Source organism: Dendronalium phyllosphericum CENA369 (genome assembly GCF_016056275.1).
Taxonomy (GTDB): Bacteria; Cyanobacteriota; Cyanobacteriia; order Cyanobacteriales; family Nostocaceae; genus Dendronalium; species Dendronalium phyllosphericum.
Genome location: NZ_JAECZA010000243.1, coordinates 215 through 25,243, shown reverse-complemented (window position 1 = coordinate 25,243; position 25,029 = coordinate 215). Strand labels below are relative to the sequence as shown.

Here is a 25,029-nt window from a genome sequence, read left to right as displayed (position 1 = left end):
CCCCCCATGCTCCCTCGCGTCTCCGCGTCCCCGCGTCCCTACGTCTCCCTAGTCCCCAATCCCCAATTCCCTCACCTCTGCATCAGCAATGGTATAAAAAAACAGTTTGCCTTGCCATGGCAAACTGTTTACAAAATATTTACATAGGGAAGCAGGGTTAGAACATACCACCCATGCCGCCCATGCCACCCATACCGCCCATGCCGCCCATGCCGCCCATGCCGCCCATATCAGGAGCAGCAGCAGCTTTCTTCTCTGGTTTTTCCGCAACAATAGCTTCGGTGGTTAAAACCATGCCAGCAATGGAACCGGCATTTTGTAAAGCTGAACGCACGACTTTAGCAGGGTCGATAATGCCAGCGGCAATCAAGTCTTCAAATTCTCCAGTAGCAGCATTGTAACCGATGTTAAAATCGCTTTCCTTGACTTTAGAGATAATTACAGAACCTTCATCACCAGCATTTTCTGCTATTTGACGTAAGGGAGCTTCTAGCGCCCGTCTGACGATATCCGCCCCAATTTTTTCTTCTCCTTCAAGGCTGTTTTTAATCGCCTCTACTTTCCTAGTTAAGTTAATTAGGGTTGTTCCCCCACCAGGAACGATACCTTCTTCCACAGCGGCTTTAGTCGCATTGAGTGCGTCTTCAATTCGCAGCTTGCGGTCTTTGAGTTCGGTTTCGGTGGCTGCACCGACTTTAATCACTGCTACGCCGCCAGCTAGCTTGGCAATGCGTTCTTGCAGTTTTTCTTTATCGTACTCGGAATCGGTTTCTTCTAACTGTCTGCGAATTTGTCCGATGCGCTGTTGCACTTCTGGTTTGGTGGTGCTACCAGCAACGATAGTGGTGTTTTCCTTGTCGATAGCAATCTTACGGGCAGTTCCCAGTGCTTCTATAGAAGCCGTATCTAAGCTCAGACCGATTTCTTCAGAAATCATCTGTCCATCGGTAAGAATTGCAATATCTTGTAACAAAGCTTTACGGCGATCGCCAAATCCTGGTGCTTTAATCGCAGCTACAGCTAGTACACCCCGCGCTTTGTTGACTACCAAAGTTGCTAAAGCGTCTCCTTCGACATCTTCAGCAATAATCAGCAACGGTTGACCCAAACGGGCAACTTTTTCTAGGACTGGCACTAAATCTTGAATGCTGCTGATTTTTTTGTCGGTAATCAGGATTCGCGCATTTTCAAATTCGACAATTTGCCGTTCGTTGTTGGTGATGAAGTAAGGGGAGATATAACCTCTGTCAATCTGCATCCCTTCGACTACTTCTAGTTCGGTTGTCAGGGATTTAGATTCTTCGACAGTGATTACACCATCTTTGGTGACTTTCTCCATAGCTTCGGCCAGCATCTGACCGACTTCTTCATCGTTACCAGCCGAGACTGTAGCAACTTGTGCGATCGCACTTCCTTCTACTGGCTTTGCTGCTTTGGCAATTTCTTCTACCAATGCGTCAATGGTTTTGTCGATCCCCCGCTTCAAGCTGACAGGGTTGCTACCAGCTGCCACGTTCTTCAAACCTTCTCTGATTAAGGCTTGTGCTAAAACCGTGGCGGTGGTAGTACCATCCCCAGCGACATCCTTAGTTTTAGATGCTACTTCCTGGATGAGTCTCGCACCAGTATTTTCTAAAGGATCTTCTAATTCAATTTCTTTGGCAACAGTGATACCATCATTGACAATTTGGGGGGCACCATATTTTTTTTCCAAAAGGACGTTGCGTCCTTTCGGTCCCAAGGTGATTTTCACAGCATCGGCAAGGGCGTTTACACCCCGTTCTAGCGCCCGCCGCGATTCTTCATCAAAGGAAATAATTTTAGCCATGTTTTATCTCTCTAGCGCTTCCAATAGACAATCTAGCACTCACACGCAAAGAGTGCTAATTACCTAAGCAGTTCAGATTATAAATGGAAATAAAAAAAATTGATTACTATACTATTGATGCTCATGTAGGATACAGGCAGTAATGGTTGAATTGGGAGATGAATCTATACAACTCCCTTAAATCTCTGGGAATTGCCGACCCAAGCGGCACCGGCTGGTTGGCAGTAGTATTTACGTTTCTTTTAGCTTGTTTAGTTACGTGGCGTTTGATTCCCACAGTACGCAAATTTGCCCTGCGGGTAGGTTGGGCTGACCAACCAAACGCGCGACGGCTGAATCGAGAACCTTTGCCGAATGCAGGAGGTTTGGCTATTTATGCGGGAGTAATTGCCGCATTGGTACTAGCTAGCCTCTTAAGACCTATTGAATTACAAAGTGTTTTGGCTCAAGTGCTGACTATTTTACTAGGAGGTTCAATCCTAGTACTTGTTGGCTTTATTGACGACCAGTTCGGCTTGCCCCCCTCTGTTCGCTTGTGGGCACAGATTGTCACGGCATTGTTACTTTTTGCTAATGGCATCAATATCGCCGTTAATTTCGGCACTCCTATTGATTCCATCTTGTCAATGTTATTGACAGTACTGTGGGTAGTAGGCATTACCAACGCCGTCAACTTGATGGATGGCATGGATGGATTGGCAGGAGGAGTCAGTTTTATCACTGCCATGAGTTTGTTAGCTGTTTCAGCCCAATTTCCCAATAAAGCAGCGGCTACCTTAGTTTTAGCAGCTTTGGGGGGTGCAGCACTGGGCTTTTTGCGCCACAACTTCCATCCCTCACGGATCATTATGGGTGATGCCGGAGCATACTTTTTTGGCTATGTACTGGCTGCAACTAGTATTTTAGGTAATCTACAAATAACTACGGTCTTTTCCTTAGTACCGACAGTTTTATTTTTGTTATTGCCAGTCTTAGACACCACTCAAGTGTTTGTTAGGCGGCTATTGGCAGGAAAAAACCCCCTGAGTACCCCAGGCAAAGATCACTTACACCACCGTTTGCTGGCTTGGGGATTTTCTCAGCGCCACGCTGCGTTCACCCTATGGTCAATTACCTTAATTTGCAACTTGCTAGCGATGACAGTGCGAGGTATGCCCTTGGCAGTCATACTTGCTACCGCCAGTAGCATCATCATTCTTTTAGCTTTAACAATCTGGCAGAGAATAAGGGGAGTTTAATTCAAATAGAGTACAAAAATACTTCCATATCGAATCAAGGGTGCGATCGCCTACAACATCTTGTAGGCGATCGCACGAAAAAATAAATTGACGAGTGCGATTTTCCTTGTAATCTAGTATGTTGGGATAAAAACGATGACTAAATTTGAATGAACAAAATAATATTAAAATAATTGTTTTGATGCCAAAAAAAGCATCCCAAAAAATGACATAATTTATAAATTAATGAAGAATTTAGTTCAAATAAGTTTAGCATGATAAACGCTGACAAGACTATTTTTAGCAATGAATGGATTGAAGTTAAGAAAACGTTTAAAGGATTTTACTATTTACAAAGAAAGGGGAAAAACTCAGTTGCAGTTTTTTTGTTTAGAAAAAATGACACTAACTCTAAAGAATATGAAGTTCTAATTAGGCAGCAACCGCTTTGTATTGATAATGTAGAAATCAATGGGATGTTAAGGCTCTTTCCTTGTCCTATTACTGGTGCATTAGATGAAGGTGAATCGCCAGAAGCAGCAGCCATTAGAGAAGTTTATGAAGAATCTGGTTTTCCAGTTCAGGTTTTACCTCTAGGGAAGTACATTGTTGGTACTCAGACAAATGAAATTTGCTATATGTATTATGCTGATGTTACTGGTGTAGAACCACATATTGCAAAGCAAGATGGTAGTTATCATGAATCCATCAGCAAAAATGAATGGCATCCTTTCGAGTATTTAAATCAAAGTGAATACTCGGCTTGCCAAATAGGTTTTTTTAAATTAAAAAATATTTTATATAAACAAAAATATTAAAGAAAATGAATTTTAAACTTTAGCTTGTAAGGATAAACTTGTTTTTACATAACAACTATGAATCCAAACACCCAAAATCTAATAAAAGAAAATCGAGAGTACCTTGTAAAACAAAGTGAAATGCTCCAAGCCGTCGTTACTCGTATGGCTAGCAATTCATTAGCAGTCAAACAACTAGGTTTTAGTATCTGGACTGCTTTAGTGGGATTTGGTTTTACTAATAAAACTTCATCTTTATTTGTGCTGGCTATAATCTCTCTGATATTACTAGCTTTATTAGATATCTATTACCTGTTTTTAGAGAGACGTTTTCGTACTAACTTTAACTGTCTAACAGAATTATTATGCGGTTTCGATGAACAAGCCCTAGAAAATATGAAAAAATTAAAGGGCAATTTTTTAAAGCTAGAGCGTATCTCTGCGGGGCAAGAATTTCAGATGTATATGAGTACTATTAAGTCGTGGGCAAATCTGCCTTATGTGGTGATTATTGTGATTACTGTGGTGATTTTGCTGGGTAAATAATAATTTTTTAGATTATGTTATCCTAATTAATTACTGGTATTGTTTTTTGAAACTTAAACTTAAGAATAAAATAATTTTAGGGAAGTTATTCAGGTGGAGATATACCACGCTCATCAAGTTTTTGTCTCGATTCTGAAGGTTGATACTTGATCCGATCACAAAGCTGTTGAAACTCCGCTTCGTAGCTTTTATCATTTGTCACATCAAGTATATGAACATTTAAGCCAAGAAGAAAAGTAGGGATATATACCCTAATATCAGTACCTTTTTCAGAAAAGATAACTGATAAAAACTTGTTGTAATTAGAATCATAACTAAGTAGTGTTTCAATTAAGCTTGCTTCCATATAAACACCACTTCCTCTCTTTTTATAGGCTCGTTCTTTATATTGCTTGGTACAAATTATAATAACAAAATCCGCTTCTTCAATTTTTTCACTCATCCAACGAGGCCATTTATACTCAAGTTTAACTACATCTTGGTCAAGAACACACTTAATTCCATCAATTTTATTTAAGCGTTCGGAAAGTTCTTTTACACGTTTCTTATGTTCTTCAGAGTCATGACTGTAGCTAATAAATACTTTTGAAAAAACTTTACTCTCTTTATTTAAAAAAGCATCTGAGCGTTCTTGATTTGTACTGTTAAAATAAGAATTAACACCAATATCATCTTTTGAATTATATGATGGAGATATAAATATTGCTGATTCGGGTAATGGGTTTGTATTAGCATCAGAAGAAATATCACCGATTGAATCAGATGATGTTGGTATTACTATTAATGGTTCAGGCTGTGGATTAGCTTCTTCAATGTTATATTCTAAGGTAAGGTATTCGCCTGACTTAAAATTACCCAAGCGTATCTTTTGCTTTTCTCGTAAAATCTCAAGTAAATCTGAGTAGTTACCGTCATTATTTTCCGAGTTTTTAGATTTTGTCAAATACCTCACCTCATACATAAATGCAAACAATACAAAGCCATCAGATCTCTAGTAAAAAAATAAATAGTCTCTAACTAGTATCAATATTTTGAGTTATTAGCAACTATACATATACAGTTTTAATTATCCTCAAGTACGATAGTAATTAAGACAAGCTTGAGTGCGACTAAGTAAATTTGGGTTATGTGAGAAGTTTGCCACTAAATTTGCATTACAACTATTTATAAAATTACTAAAAACATCGTCAGAAACAGCTTGTAACCCATACGTTCTCAGCCAATTTTTTGCATATTCAATACAGTTTACGAAATCATTTTTCGTTGCTGCCGTAATATGTTAAGTAAATCGGGATAGTTGCTATGATTATTCTCTGATTATTTATATTTTGTTTGCCAAATACCGCACTCTATGCATAAATGCGAAAAATTTTAGAGGTTTATAAAATTTTTACAGAAAAACCAGCTACTTTAAAATAGCATATCTGCTTGGAAGCTTAGTCGCTATTTGTGTATGTAGTCTACAGCAACTTCAGGTACGGTATTTTTTGTAATAATTAAGACAATTAAAAGCACGCTTACGCATGATTTCGTCTGTAATACGAGTGAGGTTTGCATTACAACCCGAATTATTCATAACATTACTAAATGCATCACTAGAACCTTGTTGTAAATTTTGATATTGTCTCCAAAATTTTGCATATTGAATACAATTCTTGAACTGTTGTACTACTTCATCGCCAAAATTATCTTCTAAGTCTCTTATCAAACTTGTTTCATCTGGATGTGGCATTGGCTTACCATCCTAGTTTTTCCTTTATTAAATTATTTACCACAGACGAGTCTGGGTGTAAATACGCACGCCGATCTTGAAATGAAACTAAATGCTTTTGACACTGCTCACTGTAATCTTTCAGTAATCTCCATATGCGTCTTATACGTCTATCAGCACCAGCTTCATAGTCTTTACGGTCATCCATAAGCAGTTCCCAAATTTGATTTGCTTTTAATTGGAATTGGATTTGTCCATCTTGTTCACTAATGCCAAAATTAACATCAGCAGCTTTAGTCATTGCTTGTACAGCACACTGAATACCAAAATTTTGATCTAAGTAGCTAAAAAAGCTCTGGATACCTTTGAGGCGTTCATACCCTAATTGATATTTTGAACCAGGCCCCGGATTAAAATGCTCAAAGTATTTACTACGCGAAACTAAAATTTGTAATTGTGTATCTTCAAATAGAAACTCTTTACGTCGATGAACAGTTTGCTCAAAAATCCCTGACAAGCGTTGTAAACCAATTAACTCAATCCATGTAGCAAAACCCTCATTCAGCAGAAGGGCGCTATGGTTTAGCATCTCGATGACTTGCCCGTACTCTTGATGCCGGGAACGCAGATAAGGATCTCGCAAATGATCGGCATCTATTTTGCGAAGTAAGCCATGACGGTAAAGAATTGATAGTTGGCGACCTAATTTAGTTTGGGTGTAAAAGAAACCATGACCATACTTTTCATGTAGTAGAAGTGCAGCAATATTACCTTCTAACCAAGTCTGACCATATAAATCATGTCCTTCTACGCAAAGAAAGTTGTAGGCTAGGTTCTTTTCGCGTAACGGATATTTCTCAATTAAATAAGCTGCTAGTTTTGGATCGTAAGGAATGCAACAGCCATGCTGCGGTGAGTAAACAGGAGCAATGTATAAAAGTAACTCATCGACTAAAGGAGTAAATTCTTGAGTTTCGCTTTTGGCTGCATGAAGAGCTTCTAAAAGACGCTCTTGTATATCTTGCAGGTATATTTTGCGAACAAAATCTTCTGGTGTTAAAAGTATAAATGGTATTTGCTTAATCGCATCTACATCAAATTCTGGTAGTATCTGTGAAATTTGATGATGTACTTTGGCAGCCAAGCTTGAAACAATATCACGCTCAATTTTTGCTATTTGAAACTGAGGGGATGATTTAACAATGAGCGGTTGCTTTACCTCTTGGTTGGTTTCTTTAATTGTTAATTTTATTGTCCATGTTCCTGCATCCAGAGCAGTCAAACGCCAACGATCTGCCTCAGTTTGCTCAATGGTAATTGGAGCTAAATGACAGTCTAATGCTAATTTTAAAGGAACTTGTCTTGCATTTGGGTTCCAACGCGCTACTGCTTGTACATTGAATGGAACACCAGTTTCAACTATCTGTAGTTCTTTCCCTTGACTATCCCGAAAAACTAAAGAAAATTCGGCATCTGGTACACAATTAAACTGAACAACGGGGTCAAGTACGAGGAATAAGTGATTTAAATCTTGTGGAAAGTCTACCTTGAGTTTGAGGCTTTGAAAACCAAGTTCTCTAGGTTCAACAATCCACTTGATATGACAATCTTCATCAACTACAAGGGGACGTACTTCTTGGGATGGATTCTCAATCAAGGCAACAGAATCTGACTCTAATAAGCAGCGGATACCTTCTAACCGTTTCTGTGAATATGAGTTAATTAAGTTAACTGAAAATACTTCTTTGTTACCATAAATAATTTTAGGATTTATATAAGACTTACCAAAATCAATAAAATTGTCATATCCTAACCAACGAAAAATTTTAATAGCCAATAGTTTATTATCATCTTCTTGGATACAAGAATCTCCAAAAAGTGAAAAATCTCCTACTGCAACTACTCGACCAGGTTTATTGTCAACTGCGGTTAAGAAAGACTTACCAGTCTCAGGTAAGGTAGCAATTATTTGAGGGACATCATTTAATAGCTTGAAATATGAAGGGTCTTTAATAGCAAGTCGATGGACTCCTGAACTCAGATAATGTGGCAAAAAGCTTGACACTTTTTCGTGTGGATAGCTGACTAATTGTTGAGCATGAAGTCCAAAAGGTTCTAGTAATTCGTTAATGCTACGCAGGTGTTCCCGTGGGTGAAGAGAAAAGTAGTTATTGGCAATCAGCAGAGATTTTCCCGATCTCACGAAGTAGGTAATTGCTTCTACTTCGTCAGTTGTGAAGTCTTGAATAGGAGCTGCTAAAACAAGTATATCTGCTTGTTCTTCTCCATCAAAAATTTGTTTTGTCAGGGTGGCTGTTTCAGAAGTGACTGGAGGCAATACTTCATATTTGAGTTCTTCAGTTAGAATTTTGTGTAATTCGCTATAAGTATCTACATCATCGTTATCGTTAACTTGCGATCGCAGTAACTCATTATGGGATTCATCAAATAGAATTTTGGTCACAGGAATCTATTTCGTGCTTCTAGACTGGGGTTGTTGTATATTGACAGTCATGTTATACCATTTCCCCAAATTAGTGAACAAATTCTGATATAATACATCCCCGTCTGCATTATCAGCCATTACCTACTACTGACAAGTGTGTAATAGTGGTTGCATAAAGCGATCGCTTCACAATACCAAATCCTTATATTTTGGCATACTAGTCCTAAGCGGCGGCTTGCGCCGCTCAGAATTCTCTCAGCACAGCGCTGACTGCCTCAGCACTCTCTAAGCCATTACCATGCCGCCATCGACGTTAAAGACTTGTCCGGTAATATAAGCGGCGGCGGGATCGGCCGCGAGGAAGCGCACCATACCAGCGACTTCTTCTGGTTGACCATAGCGACCTAGGGGGATGTATTTAAGAATATCTTCGGTATTGTTGAGGTTGCTGGTCATGTCAGTGGCGATAAAACCAGGGGCGACAGCGTTAACAGTAATGCCACGAGAAGCTAATTCTTTAGCAATGGTTTTTGTAAACCCGATAACACCTGCTTTAGCAGCGCTATAGTTTGCTTGGCCTGGGTTACCCATTAACCCGGCAACAGAGGTAATGTTGATTATCCGCCCATAACGTTGCTTGAGCATGACTTTACTGGCGGCACGCGTACATAAAAAGACACCCGTAAGATTGAGGTCGATTACAGCTTGCCAATCTTCTGGCTTCATTCGTAACAAAAGTGTGTCGCGAGTAATACCTGCATTATTTACTAAAATATCAATGCGCTTAAACTTTTCTATGACGGTGTTAAGTAGTGTTTCTACTTGCTCGGCTTTAGAAACGTCTGCTTGTAGGGCGATCGCTTGACCTCCGGATGCGGTAATTTCTGCTACTACGTTGTCAGCAGCAGCACTGGAACTGGCATAATTGACTACTACATTGGCTCCTTCTGTGGCTAATTGTAGTGCGATCGCTTTGCCTATTCCTCGTGAAGCACCCGTAACTATTGCTACTTGCCCTTGCAACTTTTGCAAATTTTCATTTGAAACTGCCATAAACTTTTCCTTAGCGTTTTGAGTAACCGCGCTAATTATCTTATGGTGATTCGTACCTCGAACTTATATGATTTTGAATTTAAGTTTTTCTTAATAAGCCTGTCAAATTTAAAAATATAAATAGAAAGACACAATAAACATAACTATGTGAATAAAGATGAAGATGGCAAAATTTCTCCAATCTTTTACCTTAGCGTAACTAAAAATATTTGTGTTGCTCTATCTACACCTTTAAGATAAGGCGAGAAATTTAGCAACAATAAAAACAAAATGAGGTTATACCGATTCTAAGAAGCACGCATTACTATTGAAATCAATCAAAAGAAAATAGGTGTGTGTCATATGGCTACTAAAAAACAATTCAATAGCTTTGAAGAAATGCTATCTGGTTCTGATGTACCTGTGTTGGTAGATTTTTATGCGGAATGGTGCGGCCCTTGTCAAATGATGGTTCCGATTTTAGAGCAAGTTAACGCCCAACTGAAAGACCGTTTGCGTATCGTCAAAATTGATACGGAGAAATATACAGAATTAGCCAGTCAATACCAAATTTACGCACTTCCAACGCTAGTGCTATTTAAGCAAGGTCAGCCTGTAGATCGGATTGAGGGAGTCATGCAAGCAGGACAGTTAGTACAACATCTCAAAGCTTTGGTTTAAGAAGTGTTAAGTGTAGAGACGTGAAATTTCACGTCTCTATTAGTAAATGTAAAGTTGTTAAACACTCAACGTATATTTTTGGAGTGGGTCATGTTAAAGCAACTCATCCTTGAAAACTGGAAAAGTTTCCGTTATGCAGAACTTCCACTTGACCCATTAACTGTTCTTATTGGGACGAATGCCAGCGGCAAATCTAATGTAGTTGAAGCTTTGGAGTTTATACAAAGAGTAGTTAGAGGTGAGAATACTGAAGCAGCTTTAGCAGGCGATAAAACACTTTCCTCTATTCGCGGTGGTGTAGAGTGGGCTACAAGAAATGGTGAAAATGAGTTTACGTTAAAGGTATTAGTTGCAGGTAATGATGATGAAGCAGATTATCTTTATAGTATCACATTACAAACAAAACCAATAATGCAAAATTTTAGAGATAAAGTAACCGTTTGCAAAGAGAATAATCAATATTTTCCTATAGAATTTGGATTAACAAATAATAAATTTTACACAAAAAATTAATTGTTGAATCGCAGTATTATCGATGGATTAACCTTAAATTTTATTGAATCTAATATTTTTGATAAACTATCAGAAAAAGAATCATATCAATTGAATTTTTTAAAAGCGAATACTCTGAACATAATTAACAATATTCTTTTACCAACAATCCAAAATGTTTTAGTTCTCAATATAGTTCCTTATAAAATGCGAAATTATTCACATCTATCTGAAAATTTAGAAAGTGATGGTTCAAATATTGCTGGTGTGCTAGCAGCATTGGATAGTGAACAAAAAGCTGAAGTCGAATCAACTTTATCTTGTTATATAAAAGATTTACCAGAAGGTGATATTCAAAAAGTCTGGGCAGAAAAAGTTGGCAGATTTGGTACTGATGCGATGCTTTATTGCCAAGAACAATGGAAGCATGGACACATTACAGAAATTGATGCTAGAAGCATGTCAGATGGAACTTTGCGCTTTATCGCAATTCTTACGGCACTACTAACTCGTCCAGAAGGTAGCCAAATTGTAATTGAAGAAATAGATAACAGTCTACATCCTTCTCGTGCAGAATTACTAGTAAGAATATTGCGAGAAATTGGTACGAAAAGAAAAATTGATATTTTACTTACTACTCATAACCCAGCTTTACTTGATGCTTTAGGGCCTGAAATAGTACCATTTGTAGTCGTCGCACACCGCGACTCTGAAACTGGAGAAAGCAAGCTTACTCTTTTAGAAGATATTGAAAATCTCCCTCTTTTACTAGCATCAGGTACTTTGGGAAAACTAGCAACTAAAGGCGCAATCGAAAAGAGTCTTTCCGAGCAAAAATAAAGTATGAGAAAGATTCTGATTATTGATACATCAATACTCTGCGTCTATTTGGGTGTTCCTGGTAAAGATACTTGTGGTTCTGACAATGATAAATGGGATAAGAAAAGAGTTGAAGCTCGTTTTCAAGAATAAGAAAGACAAGGCGCAAATTTTATCTTGCCATTAGCGACAATTATAGAAACTGGTAATCACATTGCACAAGCTAACTCTATACGATATGAAATGGCTCAAGCTTTCGCTGAAATTTTAGTGAAAGTAGCAGATAAGGTAATACCTTGGGGAGTTTTTGAAACTCAAATGGATGAACTTTGGAATTCAGAACAATTGAAACAGTTAGCTAGTGAATGGCCGCCTCTAGCATCTAGAAAGATTTCTATTGGAGATGCCACAATTAAGTCTGTAGCAGAATATTACGCTAAAACTAGCAACACATTCCAAGTCGAAATTTTCACAGGTGATGAGGGACTGAAGGCTTATGAATCAGCTACTCCAGCGCCTATTCCTCGACGAAGAATGAAAAAACCTTGAGCGATAATTGCGATCGCCATATTATTTCCATAACTTTATTAAGTATTTTTTAGATTGTTATCGCTGCTTCTTCTCTGGGTACTCTAACCGAGTGTGAGTCTTACAGAAGTACAGCTATGAAGCTGAGTAAAGGAATACAAACATTTTGGGCTGCGGTAGCCAGCTATATACTTTTGGGTTTAACTTTATTTTCATATCTTTTAGCTAGTAATGGTTGGAAATTGACCAATCTGCTGAGTTTGCCAGATATCATCAGTTTCATAATAGTTATTGCCTTAGTGGTATTTCCGTTGCTTTGGTTTTTATCCAATTTAAAATTGCACTTACTTCAAGCAACACCAAACGAATGGCAATTTAAAGTAGCAATACTAGCAGAGTACCCACAGCTAGATTTAAGTTGGTTACAGCAACAAACTACTACTTTAGAATCTCTTGGTTTTGTTCATTTGATGGACTATAAAGTTGATTTAAATACTGGATTTACACGGTGTTTTGCCCATCCACAAGAATATTGTTTTGCTGAAATTAATCAGATTTTTCAGAAAACTGGAGAGGCAATTGCAATTAATTGCTGTGTTTTCAGTCTTTTACAGCAAGATTGGGTAGTAGCTGTGATGAATCGCGAAGTCGAACGCCATGATGGAATCCCTTACATGTGGCGTAACTCTAAACATGTAAGAACCTACGAACCTAATCTTAATCTAAATGAACTATTGCAAAATCATTTGGGATTTCGCCAGCAAATAGTTACTAATTTAGGTATAACCGTTTCAACTGACGTTTCGTGGTTCGCCTACAGGAATCTAGAACAACAAGCGATAATTTACCGCAAACAAAACTTACGACGCAAAAATCTTTTTTTGGCAATGTTAGAAGCTACACTTTTTGAGATCAATCCTAAATCTAAATGGTTAGGAGACTACCCAAAAGAAGTAGCAAAAAGACGACTAAACAATCGTTAGTGATTTTTAAAGTATTTTTTCTGAAACTTGAAAGCCATAAATACACAACTTCTTTGAAGCGTTTTTCAGGTAAATGAGGTATACGGATAGGGGCGCTGTTACGTTCGCCCTTACAATTACTATAAAATTCTCGAAGCGATATAACCTTTTATTAATTTTTTGATAACTCAAGCTTTACTTATCGCCATTGCCAAATATGGTAAACACCTATTTTGTAATATTTTAGTTTGAGCTTAACATTAATTAATATGGAATCCAACTCCCCATTGAAGCTAAACCGCCGCCAATTTTTACTACGTTCAGCTGTTACAGCAGGTGGAATTATTTCCACAAATCTTGTTTCCAAATCACAAGTTTTTGCCCAAGCACCTGCAATTATCACCTCCGAAAAAATGCGTCCGGGCACACCTTATGGCGTAGCCTGTGGAGATATTTCAAATGATAATGCGATCGTTTGGAGTCGCAGCGATCGCCCTGCCAAAATGTTGGTGGAATATTCTACAAATGAATCTTTTCGTAACGTGCAGCGTGTTTTCGGGCCACCTGCTTTAGCAACTAGCGACTTTACAGCTAGACTCAATCTTCAGAACCTACCTCCAAACCAACAAATATTTTATCGGGTGATTTTCCAAGATTTAAATTATCAGAATATTTATAGCGTTCCTGTAAAGGGAACTTTCCGAACTCCCCCTATAGCTGGACGAGATATATTCTTTACTTGGGGTGGAGATACTGTCGGTCAAGGATGGGGTATCAATCCCGATTTTGGTGGCATGAAGATTTACGAAACTATGCGCCAACTTCATCCCGACTTTTTCATTCATTCCGGCGACAATATTTATGCTGATGGCCCCATTCAATCACAAGTAACTTTAGATGACGGCACTATTTGGAAAAACATCACTACACCAGAAAAATCAAAAGTAGCGGAAACTCTTAAAGAATTTCGTGGTAACTATATCTACAATTTACTGGATGAAAATGTTAAACGTTTTAACGCTGAAGTTCCCATATTGGCACAGTGGGACGACCACGAAACTAGAAACAACTGGTATCCTGGGCAAATTATCCAGAATGACGATCGCTATACAGTTAAGGATGTTAACTTGTTAGCACAAAGGTCAAGGCAAGCGTTTTTAGAATATGTGCCTATTGCCTATACAACCGATAATCCAGATAAAACTAGAATTTATCGCTCTTTTGCCTATAGTTCATTATTAGATATTTTCATGCTTGATGAGCGCACTTATCGCGGGGCAAATAGCCCTAATAATCAGCCAGTACCAAGCAAACAAACAGATTTTTTGAGTAGAAAACAAGTGCAATGGCTGAAAAGACAACTGCTGTCATCAAAGGCGACGTGGAAAGTAATTGCTAGCGATATGCCCTTGGGATTGATAGTTCCAGATGGTAGCACTAACTTTGAAGCTTGGGCTAATGGAAATGGCCCAACTTTAGGAAGAGAACTAGAACTTGCAGATTTACTCAGATTTATCAAAAACAAGAATATTCAGAATGTTGTTTGGTTAACTGCCGACGTACATTACGCAGCAGCCCACTATTACGATCCTGCTAAAGCGCAGTTTAAGGATTTCAAGCCTTTCTGGGAGTTTGTTGCTGGGCCTCTGAACGCTGGCACATTTGGGCCAAATCAATTAGATAACACCTTTGGGCCGCAACTAGTATTTCAAAGCTTACCTCCAGGTACGAAAGCAAATCGACCGCCAAGCGAAGGTTTGCAATTCTTTGGTACTGTCAAAATTGATAGTTATACAAAAGTGATGACAGTAACATTGCGTAATTTGGTAGGAAAAACTCTTTACAGCGTGGATTTACCACCTGAAAAGTAAAGAACTTCTATTTGATTCTTCTCCTATCCACCCAACACTGGTATTAGATAGTGAAAGTGGATTCGCATTAGGATTAAGCACAGTACAACTATGGAGTCGAGAACGCGCAGGCGGTGAGTCCAGTGCTGCGGAGAGAAGCGCCGTGCGGGGGTTCCCCCCGTTGAGGCGACTTCGGGGAGGGTTTCCCTCCGGAGCCACTTCCGTGCGGGGGTTCCCCCCGTTGAGGAAAGTGGCATCAGGCAACTGGCGTTAGCGCAGCGTTAGCGACGCAGGAGCGTCACCCGAAGGGGTTTTGTCTGTGTAGCCGCGACTTCAGTCGCTTGGTGCAAGATATGTGTATCCGAAGGATTCACCCGAAGGGGGTCTCCCCAAGTAGAGCGACTGGCGTGGGTAGTGGGGGGATCAATAAGTGTCTAAAATCACAGCTAACCACTTTTCAAACATCCTCTGAGGATAGCTAATTTGCTTCCCGCTCTAGTAACAAAGTCACAGGGCCATCGTTGTCGATTGCGACTTGCATCATCGCACCAAATTGACCTGTTTCCACGCGCAAACCGCTAGTTCGCAACTTGATAACAAAGCTGTTATACAAATCTTCTGCTAATTGGGGGGCAGCCGAACGATCGAAAGAGGGACGGCGGCCTTTGCGACAGTCGCCGTAAAGCGTAAACTGACTAATTACCAACAACTCACCAGCAATTTCTTGGACGGATTTTTGCCAACGTTCGTCTCCTTGTTCGTCGGGAAATAGCCGCAATTCTAGACACTTACGCGCCATCCAGTCGAGTTCAACTTCGGTATCAGTCTCGGCAATGCCTACGAGTAAGTTAAGTCCCCTTCCAATTTTGCCGATGATTTCACCTCCCACGGTGACTTGTGATGATTTAACTCGCTGGATGACAACACGCATAAGAGTTTAGATAAGTAGAAGGCAGCTATGCTGGAGGCAGGAGGTAAATGCCAGCTTATGACAGCGTTTCACCGATTGGCATTTTACATTTAATTATGTCTACCTACTTAGAATAAATGCGATCGCTCTAAATGCATCGGGATGCATTGGCATTGTCAGGCGATGCATTCACATTGCATCGGAATACATTCACATTGCATCGGGATGCATTGGCATTGTATCGGAATGCATTCACATTGCATCGGAATGCATTCACATTGCATTGGGATACATTAGCATTGCATCGGGATGCATTGGCATTGCAGGTTACTGGCAAATTTCATTTGCTGCGAATAATGAAATCCTGTACTAAGCACTTCTTAAAGCAACAATTGGGTCGAGTTTAGCAGCGCGACGCGCCGGAACGACACCAAAAAATAAACCAATACCACCGGAAACACCAACAGCCGTAGCAATTGCCAAAGGTGAAATTCCCGCTTCTAAGGGAGTTAAGGCTGCTACCAAGAAAATACCGCCAACACCAACCGCAGTCCCAACTAAGCCACCAATTGCCGAAACAATCACCGCTTCAATCATGAACTGTAACAAAATATCTTGCTCAGTTGCCCCGATCGCTTTTCGCAATCCGATTTCTTGGGTGCGTTCGGTGACAGAAACCAGCATGATATTCATAATACCAATGCCGCCGACAAACAATGATATCCCGGCGATCGCCGCTAGCATAATTGTCAATGCACCTGTGATTTGACCAACAGTTTGTAAAGCATCTTTTTGAGTATTGATGGTAAAATCATCTTCTCCAGTAAGTTTATGCCGCAGGCGTAGCAAATTAGTAATTTGAAACTGTGCCGCATCTACGCTATCGGAATTCTTTGCCGAAGCAACAATGTAAGTTAACTCCAGTCCATAGGGAGAAGTTCGCCCGACAATTCGGTTTGCTGTTGTGATTACAGGCATTAAGACCGCATCATCATAATCGACACCCAAATTTGAGCCTTTGGCTGTTAATACCCCAATCACCCGAAAGCTGGCATTTTTAATTCGTAACTGTTGCCCTGTAGGGTTATTATTACCAAAAAGTCTTTCTGCCAATTTTGCACCTAGCACAACAACTTGGTTGCTGCGCTTCATATCTACGTCGGTGAAAAACCGCCCTTTATCAATTTCAAAGTCCCGCACCACTAAGAAGCTAGGAGTTGTACCAACGATGTTGACAGTAGCATTTTTGTTACGGTAGGTAATTACCTGTCTACCGTTTAATTCTGCTGTGACAGCCGCTACTGTTGGTACTTGAGTTGCGATCGCTTCAGCATCTTCTAAAATTAAAGTTTTCGGCAAGTCTCTAGAAACGCGTTGAACTTCCCGATTACCTGGAATCACAAATAGTACGTTTGGGCCTAGAGACTCCAACTGTCCAGAGACGTACTTTTGCCCCCCTTCACCAATGCCAATCATGGCAATCACCGAGGCGTTACCTATGACTATCCCCAGCATCGTCAGGGCGCTACGCAACTTATTTGATAGCAGAGTTTTCCCTGCCATTTTGACACTTTCTAAAAAATTCATACTAATTGTCAGTTGTCATAGAGACGCGATTAATCGCATCTGTACAATAGTCAGTTGTCAGGATGTAGAAGTGAAGAATTATCTCCCTCATCTCCCTCATCTCCCTCATCTCCCTCATCTCCCTCATCCCCCTACTTCCTCAATACGGCCACTTCCAATCACGAATTTCTGGCATATCTTCGCCATACTTATCGATGTATTGTCTATGTTCGATTAGCTTATCTTGTAAGTGTTGCTTAACATAAGCTGCTTTATAACCTAGTTTGGGCACGCGATCGATTACATCCATGACAAGGTGGAAGCGATCGAGGTCGTTAAGAACAACCATATCAAAGGGGGTGGTGGTGGTTCCTTCTTCTTTGTAGCCGCGCACATGTAGGTTTTGGTGGTTGGTATGGCGATAAGTCAAGCGATGAATCAACCAGGGATAGCCATGAAAAGCAAAGATGATCGGTTTATCGGTGGTAAAAATTGTGTCGAAGTCTTTGATGCTCAAACCATGAGGATGTTCGGTGTTGGGCTGTAATCTCATCAAATCTACAACGTTCACCACCCGCACTTTCAACTCAGGGAAGTGCTGGCGCAAGATGTCTACAGCAGCTAAGGTTTCTAAAGTGGGAACATCCCCAGCACAAGCCATTACTACATCTGGTTCGCTACCTTGGTCAGTGCTTGCCCATTCCCAAATACTGAGGCCTTTGGTGCAGTGTTTTATGGCAGTGTCCATATCAAGGTATTGTAATGCAGGTTGCTTACCCGCAACGATGACATTGACATAGTGGCGGCTTCTTAAACAATGGTCTGTCACCGACAACAAAGTGTTGGCATCGGGGGGAAGATACACCCGAATGATTTCTCCTTTTTTGTTTATTACATGGTCGATAAAACCGGGGTCTTGGTGAGAGAAGCCGTTGTGATCTTGTCGCCAAACGTGCGAAGTTAGCAAGTAGTTGAGGGAAGCTATTGGTCTGCGCCAAGGAATATCAAGGGTAGTTTTGAGCCACTTAGCATGTTGGTTGAACATGGAATCCACTATATGGATGAAAGCTTCATAGCAGGAGAAGAATCCGTGACGACCTGTAAGTAAGTATCCTTCTAACCAACCTTGACAACTAGTTTCACTAAGAATTTCCATTACTCGACCATCAGGCGAGAGGTGTTCGTCTTCTGGGAGGATTGGCGCAACCCAAGTCCGGTCTGTAACTTCAAACACAGCATCTAAGCGATTTGATTGAGTTTCGTCGGGGCCGAACATCCGGAAGTTACGACTTTCTTCATTAAGTTTGAAGACATCTCGTAGAAGTTTGGCTGTTACTTTGGTAGCTTCGGCTTGAACCTTACCCGGTTGGGGAATATCTACGGCATAATCCTGGAAGTTTGGCATCTTCAAGTCTTGTAGCAGGATACCGCCATTAGTATGGGGATTGTCACCCATACGTCGATGTCCTTTGGGTGCGAGTTCTGCTAGTTCGGGCATCAGCTTGCCGTTAGCGTCGAAGAGTTCTTCTGGTTTGTAACTCTTCATCCACTCTTCTAAGAGTTTGAGGTGTTCTGGCTGGTGAGATAGATTCCCGAAAGGAACTTGATGCGATCGCCAGAAACCCTCAGTCTTTTTCCCATCTACTTCCTTGGGGCCTGTCCAACCTTTAGGGGTTCGCATTACAATCATCGGCCATTGCGGACGTTGGCTGAAACCATGTACGCGGGCTTCTCGTTGGATGGATTGGATTTCTGAGATGACTGTATCTAAAGTTGCTGCCATCTGCTGGTGAACATCTGCGGGTTCCGAACCTTCCACAAAGTAAGGTTTGTAACCATAGCCAACAAATAGGCTTTCTATTTCTTCATGACTTAACCGTGAAAGTAACGTAGGGTTAGCAATTTTATACCCATTCAGATGCAAAATCGGAAGTACAGCCCCATCTCGGACAGGATTGAGAAACTTATTAGAGTGCCAGCTAGTAGCTAAAGCACCTGTTTCAGCTTCGCCATCACCAACAACAGCAGCAACTATTAAGTCAGGATTATCGAAAGCCGCACCGTAGGCGTGGACGAGGGCATAACCGAGTTCGCCACCTTCATGAATAGAACCAGGGGTTTCCGGTGCGGCGTGACTAGGAATACCACCTGGGAAAGAGAACTGTTTGAAAAGTTTTTTTATGCCTTCAGCATCTTCAGAGATGTTGGGATAGTACTTGCTGTAAGTGCCTTCTAGGTAAGTATTAGCTACCAATCCAGGGCCTCCATGACCAGGCCCGGCAATATATATAGCGTTCAGGTCATACTTTTTGATTACCCTGTTGAGATGAACATAGATGAAGTTCAGTCCTGGTGTTGTTCCCCAGTGACCTAGCAATCGGGGTTTGACATGTTCTAGCTTCAGTGGTTCTCTTAAAAGTGGATTATCGAGGAGATATATTTGCCCTACAGAAAGATAATTAGCTGCACGCCAGTAGGCGTTTATCTTTTGCAATTCTTCATCTGCTAAAGGCTTTGTTTGTGGAGGACTTGCTAAAGTCATATCAAACTCCATTACAAAATAATTTGCACTAATTCATTAGTATGACAGTTTAATCCTCTATGGGTGATGGTGCATCTTACTCATGACAAATTCCAGTAGTAATTTTAAATAATCATTATTAACTATTTCTTAGGTTTACTTTAATCTCCAATTAAACAAATCTCAAATATACGCGAATAATCAAGTGGGGAAGAGAATAATAGACTTAGTATGATCCTGAGTAATTTTTTCGATTATTTTTATTCTCCAAATTCAGATAATAATCTGGCAATTTTTTGAGAATAATCAACAATTTGAAATTGATAAATATTTCTGGTGATAGAGGTCATAAACCATAGTTGATAAACAAAAAAAGCCTGATTGTAACAATATATTTACATTTGCGTTCGAGTTACAATTATTGATTTCTCCGATAAAAGCGGTGATTTAACAGTAATTTACCAGAGATGTACTGTAGTAAACTACGTCTAGGTAATAAGCCTGTGTTAATAATTGATAGCGTTGTGAAAAAAATCCTAATTGTATCGGCTAATCCTACGAATACAAACCAGCTGCGCTTGAATGAGGAAGTAAGGGAAATTCAGGATGGGTTGGAACGCTCTAAAAGCAGAGACAAGTTTGAAATTATCACTAAATTAGCAGTACGTACTGACGATTTGCGTCGGGCACTTTTAGATCGCGAACCGCAAATTGTCCACTTTTGCGGACATGGTGCAGGGGATGAAGGTTTAGCCTTGGAAGATAATACAGGGCAAATGCAGCTGGTAAACACAGAATCGCTGGCAAGGCTATTTAAGTTATTTAAAGACAAGATTGAGTGTGTGTTATTGAATGCCTGCTATAGCGAAGTGCAGGCTGAGGCAATTTACCAACATATTAATTGCGTTGTCGGAATGAATCAAGCGTTGGGAGATAGAGCAGCCATTAAGTTTGCTGTCGGCTTTTATGATGCGCTAGGCGCTGGTAGATCCTATGAGGATGCATACGAGTTTGGCTGTAGTGCCATTGACATAGAAAACATTCCCGAATATTCGACACCAGTATTGAAAAGTAGGAATTTAGTTCGAGATAGCCAAACAACATCAGCAGTACCAGTATCCTTAGAGAATCCAGAGGGACAAGTACCTCTAGAATCTCGATTTTACGTTGAGCGATCGCCGATTGAAATAGACTGTTATGAAACTATTCTCCAACCCGGTGCTTTAATTCGGATTAAAGCTCCTCGGCAAATGGGCAAAACCTCGTTGATGTCGCGGGTTCTTAGCTATGCTAGTCAAAAAGGCTATCAAACTGCATCTTTGAATTTTCAGTTAGCAGATGCAGAATTTCTCAGTAGCATAGATCGGTTCTTGCAGTGGTTCTGTGCCAGCATTACTTATGAACTGAATTTACCAGATAAGTTAGATGACTATTGGAAAGGCGTTGTGGGTAGTAAGAATAAATGTACAAATTACTTTCAACGGTATTTGTTACCCGCAATAAATACTCCCATAGTTTTGGGTTTGGATGAAGTGGATGAAGTCTTCAAACATCCGATAATTGCTGCTGATTTTTTTGGATTGTTACGAGCTTGGCACGAGCAGTCAAAAAATCAAGCAACTTGGAAAAATCTTCGGTTATTAATTGTACATTCTAAAGAAGTTTATATTCCACTTAATATTAATCAGTCGCCTTTTAATGTGGGTTTACCAATTGAATTACCAGACTTGAATCAAATACAAGTGATGGATTTGGTAAAGCGTCACGGAATTAATTGGTCTGATTCGCAAGTGGAGGAGTTGAGAAAGTTAGTAGATGGTCATCCTTATTTAGTAAGGGTGGCGCTTTATGAAATTGCCCGTAATAGAATAACATTCCCGAAACTACAGCAAATCGCTGCAACTGAGGAAGGGCCTTACAGCGACCATCTGCGCCGCCATTGGTTGAATTTGCAAACAGATGCAGAATTACTAGATGCCATAAAACAAGTGGTGACAGCAGATTGTGCTGTTGATGTAGGAACTACTGAGGCGTTTAAACTCCGGAGTATGGGGTTAGTGAAGTTTCAGGGTAATGATGTGATACCTTTGTGCGATTTGTATAGACAATATTTTTGCGATCGCCTGGGAATTGAAAATTAAGAAATTACATTAGGAGGTATGAAGGACTTTTATTTTCAACCACTATTCAAGTAAAAAGGTATAAATTCATGGTTCAAGTTATTCAAGCAAAAGATATCGCCTTAGCCGAACTTATCGAGCAATTTAACCTACAACTTGCAGATGAAGAAGAATTTTTCTTGGAGTGGCGACATGATTTACCTGAGTTTACTGACTTAGAAAAACAATCTCTCAACGAAGTCAAGGCAGAATATTTGCATCTATCGCGGTATCCAATTTTAGAACCTGTAGTCAAAATGGTAGTGCTATCCCCACTATTACGTTTAGCAGGTTTTTATCAACCGCCTTTCTACATTGCTTCAGAACAAGAGGTAGAAATCTCTTCACTTGACGAAGGCACAATTATTCGAGGACGTATTGACATCTTAGTTTTCCATCCTCCGTTTTGGGTTCTAGTTATTGAGGCAAAACGAGCGCAATATTCATTGGAAGTAGCAATTCCTCAAGCATTAGCTTATATGTTGGACAATCCCGACACTGAAAAACCTATGTATGGTTTTGTAACCAACGGTCGGGAATTTCAATTTATTAAGTTGACGAAACAAGATACTCCAAGATATGCATTGTCTTACACGCTGTCACTTAATCGTGGAGATGACTTACATACTGTTGTCAAAGTTTTAAAGCGCCTAGCTGATTTAATTCGTAATTCGTAATTCGTAATTAATGTCTTTCCTAGTCCCCAATCCCCAATCACCAATCCCCAGTCCCCAGCCCCTATGACGCAGTATCAGTATCAAGTCGGGGGTAGTCTGCCCCAAGATGCGCCAACTTATGTTAGAAGGCAAGCTGACTATGATTTTTATGAAGGCTTGAAAGCTGGGGAGTTTTGTTATGTTCTCAACTCCCGGCAGATGGGAAAATCTAGTTTGCGGGTGCAGGTGATGCAGCAGTTGCAAGAAGAAGGGTTTGCTTGTGCTGCTATTGATATTACGGCAATTGGGACGGCTGATATTACCCCAGAACAATGGTACGCGGGGGTAATTGATACGCTGGTGGGGAGTTTTAATATTTACAATGAGTTTGATTTAGATACTTGGTGGACTGAGAACGGGTTGCTGTCACCAGTGCAACGGTTGAGCAAGTTTATTGAAACGATTTTACTCAAAATAATTACTGCAAAGATAGTTATTTTTATTGATGAAATAGATAGTATTCTCAGCCTTTCTTTCAACTTGGATGACTTTTTTGCTGTGATTCGGGATTGCTACAACCGACGCGCTGACCATCCTGATTATCATCATCTCACCTTTGCTTTGATTGGGGTGTCTACGCCTTCAGATTTGATTCAAGACAAACGCCGCACACCTTTTAATATTGGACGGGCAATTGATTTAACCGGCTTTCAACTTCAAGAGGCGCAACCCTTGGCACAGGGATTAACAGAAGTGGGCGATTCTCAAGAGTTGATGCGGGTGGTGCTGGACTGGACAGGGGGACAGCCGTTTTTGACACAAAAAGTTTGTAAGTTGTTAATTAAGGAATGCCTTGTAGAGATGCGATTTCTCGCGTCTTGTGGAGACGAAGAGAAATCCCAAATTGAGGACTGGGTGGCAGGGGTAGTAAGAAGGCGAATTATTGAGAATTGGGAAGCGCAAGACGAGCCGGAGCATTTGAAGACGATTCGTGACAGAATCATGCAGAGTGGGGAACAGCGGACTGGGCGATTGTTGGGGTTGTGTCAGCAAATTTCGCAGCAGGGAGAGATAGCAGCTGATGACAGTCCCGAACAAACGGAACTGCGGCTGACGGGGTTGGTGGTGAAGCGGGAGGGAAAGCTGCGAATTTATAACCGGATTTACGCAGAGGTGTTTAAGCAGGAATGGAGTGAGAAAATTTTAGCAAAGTTGCGTCCTTACTCTGGGGCGTTGAATGCTTGGGTTGAGTCGGAACGTCAAGATGAGTCGCGCTTGTTGCGGGGAAAGACTTTGCAAGATGCCCAAGAATGGGCAGTCGGTAAAAGTTTAAGCGACTTAGATTATCAGTTTTTAGCTGCTAGCCAAGAGTTGGAAAAGCGCGATGTGCAGAAACGGCTGGAGGTAGAGGAACAGGCAAGGCAGGTACTAGCAGAGGCAAACCACAAAGCTAATCAACGGATTCGTATTGGTTCAGTGGTGCTAGGTTTGGCTCTGGTGGGGGCAGTTGCGTCATTAATATTTGCTCAATATCAATTAGGGCAAGCACGAATAGCAAATGCAGCCAGAAAAGTTGCTTTAACGGCTACGCGATTAGAACAAGACGGAACAAATGCGTTACAGCTGTTTGAGACTTCCAGGGAATTTGATGCTTTGCTGTTAGCAATGGAGACGGCAGAAACATTAAAAAGTCTGGTCAAGGATAAACAATTTTTAGTAGACTATCCAGCATACAGCCCTTTGTTTAGTTTACAGAAAATTCTATCTAGTACTAACATTCGTGAACAAAATCGCCTGGAAGGGCATGGCGATACGGTCTCCAGCGTCGTCTTCAGCCCGGATGGCAAAACTTTAGCTTCCGCCAGTGTTGACAAGACAATCAAATTGTGGAATCTGGACACGGGCAAAGTAATTACCACTCTCAGGGGGCATAGCGATAAGGTCTATAGCGTCGTCTTCAGCCCAGATGGCAAAATTTTAGCTTCCGCCAGTCTTGACAAGACAATCAAATTGTGGAATCTGGACACGGGCAAAGTAATTGCCACTCTCAGGGAGCATAGCGAAGCGGTCTACTGGGTCGTCTTCAGCCCGGATGGCAAAACTTTAGCTTCCGCCAGTGCTGACAAGACAATCAAATTGTGGAATCTGGACACGCACAAAGTAATTACCACTCTCAGGGGACATAGCAATTCGGTCTATAGCGTCGTCTTCAGCCCGGATGGCAAAACTTTAGCTTCCGCCAGTAGTGACAACACAATCAAATTGTGGAATCTGGACACGCACAAAGTAATTACCACTCTCAGGGGAC

Annotated in this window: 19 protein-coding genes and 2 pseudogenes; 13 read left to right on the top strand and 8 right to left on the bottom strand. The window is 40.6% G+C overall.

What is annotated here, in order from left to right; translation table 11 throughout:
* Positions 1-157: 157 nt before the first annotated feature.
* Positions 158-1,828, bottom strand: coding sequence for a chaperonin GroEL (groL, locus tag I8752_RS28780; protein ID WP_214435635.1), 1,671 nt, complete (start codon positions 1,826-1,828; stop codon positions 158-160).
* Positions 1,829-1,986: 158 nt separating this feature from the next.
* Between groL and I8752_RS28775 the strand changes: the two genes are divergently transcribed.
* From I8752_RS28775 to I8752_RS28765, 3 genes are all read left to right on the top strand, one after another.
* Positions 1,987-3,066 (top strand): MraY family glycosyltransferase, encoded by a 1,080-nt coding sequence (locus tag I8752_RS28775; RefSeq protein WP_214435634.1) that lies wholly within the window; start codon positions 1,987-1,989, stop codon positions 3,064-3,066.
* 254 nt (positions 3,067-3,320) lie between these two features.
* Positions 3,321-3,863 carry an NUDIX hydrolase gene (locus I8752_RS28770; protein ID WP_214435633.1) on the top strand — a complete coding sequence of 181 codons (543 nt, stop codon included), beginning with the start codon at positions 3,321-3,323 and terminating at the stop codon, positions 3,861-3,863.
* Positions 3,864-3,920: 57 nt separating this feature from the next.
* Complete coding sequence (locus I8752_RS28765; RefSeq protein ID WP_214435632.1) at positions 3,921-4,388, top strand: hypothetical protein; 468 nt, start codon at positions 3,921-3,923, stop codon at positions 4,386-4,388.
* Between the two features lie 85 nt (positions 4,389-4,473).
* Here I8752_RS28765 and I8752_RS28760 read toward each other — a convergent pair whose 3' ends face one another.
* From I8752_RS28760 to fabG, 4 genes are all read right to left on the bottom strand, one after another.
* Positions 4,474-5,331, bottom strand: coding sequence for a TIR domain-containing protein (locus I8752_RS28760; protein ID WP_214435631.1), 858 nt, complete (start codon positions 5,329-5,331; stop codon positions 4,474-4,476).
* Positions 5,332-5,859: 528 nt separating this feature from the next.
* Positions 5,860-6,120 carry a hypothetical protein gene (locus I8752_RS28755; RefSeq protein WP_214435630.1) on the bottom strand — a complete coding sequence of 87 codons (261 nt, stop codon included), beginning with the start codon at positions 6,118-6,120 and terminating at the stop codon, positions 5,860-5,862.
* Positions 6,121-6,124: 4 nt separating this feature from the next.
* Entirely contained in the window at positions 6,125-8,563 is a 2,439-nt protein-coding gene (locus I8752_RS28750; RefSeq protein WP_214435629.1) for a hypothetical protein, read from the bottom strand.
* A 267-nt stretch (positions 8,564-8,830) separates the two neighbouring features.
* Complete coding sequence (gene fabG / locus I8752_RS28745) at positions 8,831-9,598, bottom strand: 3-oxoacyl-[acyl-carrier-protein] reductase (RefSeq protein WP_214435628.1); 768 nt, start codon at positions 9,596-9,598, stop codon at positions 8,831-8,833.
* 342 nt (positions 9,599-9,940) lie between these two features.
* Between fabG and trxA the strand changes: the two genes are divergently transcribed.
* From trxA to I8752_RS28720, 7 genes and pseudogenes are all read left to right on the top strand, one after another.
* On the top strand, positions 9,941-10,258 hold the full coding sequence (trxA, locus tag I8752_RS28740) for a thioredoxin (protein ID WP_214435627.1): 318 nt from the start codon (positions 9,941-9,943) through the stop codon (positions 10,256-10,258).
* A 90-nt stretch (positions 10,259-10,348) separates the two neighbouring features.
* Positions 10,349-10,661 (top strand): annotated as a pseudogene (locus I8752_RS37700) (AAA family ATPase); the annotation flags it as partial.
* A gap of 272 nt (positions 10,662-10,933) precedes the next feature.
* Positions 10,934-11,590 (top strand): annotated as a pseudogene (locus tag I8752_RS28735) (AAA family ATPase); the annotation flags it as partial.
* A gap of 3 nt (positions 11,591-11,593) precedes the next feature.
* Positions 11,594-11,722, top strand: a complete 129-nt coding sequence (locus I8752_RS38215) for a hypothetical protein (protein ID WP_263986465.1) — start codon at positions 11,594-11,596, stop codon at positions 11,720-11,722.
* A gap of 24 nt (positions 11,723-11,746) precedes the next feature.
* Positions 11,747-12,118, top strand: coding sequence for a hypothetical protein (locus I8752_RS28730; RefSeq protein WP_214435626.1), 372 nt, complete (start codon positions 11,747-11,749; stop codon positions 12,116-12,118).
* Positions 12,119-12,234: 116 nt separating this feature from the next.
* On the top strand, positions 12,235-13,080 hold the full coding sequence (locus I8752_RS28725) for a hypothetical protein (protein WP_214435625.1): 846 nt from the start codon (positions 12,235-12,237) through the stop codon (positions 13,078-13,080).
* Positions 13,081-13,328: 248 nt separating this feature from the next.
* The gene (locus I8752_RS28720) at positions 13,329-14,930 is read left to right on the top strand and encodes an alkaline phosphatase D family protein (RefSeq protein WP_214435624.1); all 1,602 of its coding nucleotides are present in this window, start codon (positions 13,329-13,331) and stop codon (positions 14,928-14,930) included.
* Between the two features lie 457 nt (positions 14,931-15,387).
* Here the strand turns inward: I8752_RS28720 and dtd are convergent, their stop codons facing one another.
* The 3 genes from dtd to I8752_RS28705 form a co-directional block, all read right to left on the bottom strand.
* On the bottom strand, positions 15,388-15,840 hold the full coding sequence (dtd, locus tag I8752_RS28715; RefSeq protein WP_214435623.1) for a D-aminoacyl-tRNA deacylase: 453 nt from the start codon (positions 15,838-15,840) through the stop codon (positions 15,388-15,390).
* Between the two features lie 348 nt (positions 15,841-16,188).
* On the bottom strand, positions 16,189-17,406 hold the full coding sequence (locus tag I8752_RS28710; RefSeq protein ID WP_214435622.1) for an ABC transporter permease: 1,218 nt from the start codon (positions 17,404-17,406) through the stop codon (positions 16,189-16,191).
* A gap of 139 nt (positions 17,407-17,545) precedes the next feature.
* Positions 17,546-19,927, bottom strand: a complete 2,382-nt coding sequence (locus I8752_RS28705; protein ID WP_214435621.1) for a phosphoketolase family protein — start codon at positions 19,925-19,927, stop codon at positions 17,546-17,548.
* Between the two features lie 503 nt (positions 19,928-20,430).
* Here I8752_RS28705 and I8752_RS28700 point away from each other — a divergent pair.
* The 3 genes from I8752_RS28700 to I8752_RS28690 form a co-directional block, all read left to right on the top strand.
* Positions 20,431-22,047 carry an AAA-like domain-containing protein gene (locus tag I8752_RS28700; protein WP_214435620.1) on the top strand — a complete coding sequence of 539 codons (1,617 nt, stop codon included), beginning with the start codon at positions 20,431-20,433 and terminating at the stop codon, positions 22,045-22,047.
* 68 nt (positions 22,048-22,115) lie between these two features.
* Positions 22,116-22,742, top strand: a complete 627-nt coding sequence (locus I8752_RS28695; protein WP_214435619.1) for a type I restriction endonuclease — start codon at positions 22,116-22,118, stop codon at positions 22,740-22,742.
* 63 nt (positions 22,743-22,805) lie between these two features.
* On the top strand, positions 22,806-25,029 hold a 2,224-nt coding region (locus tag I8752_RS28690), incomplete at its 3' end, for an AAA-like domain-containing protein (RefSeq protein ID WP_225895973.1).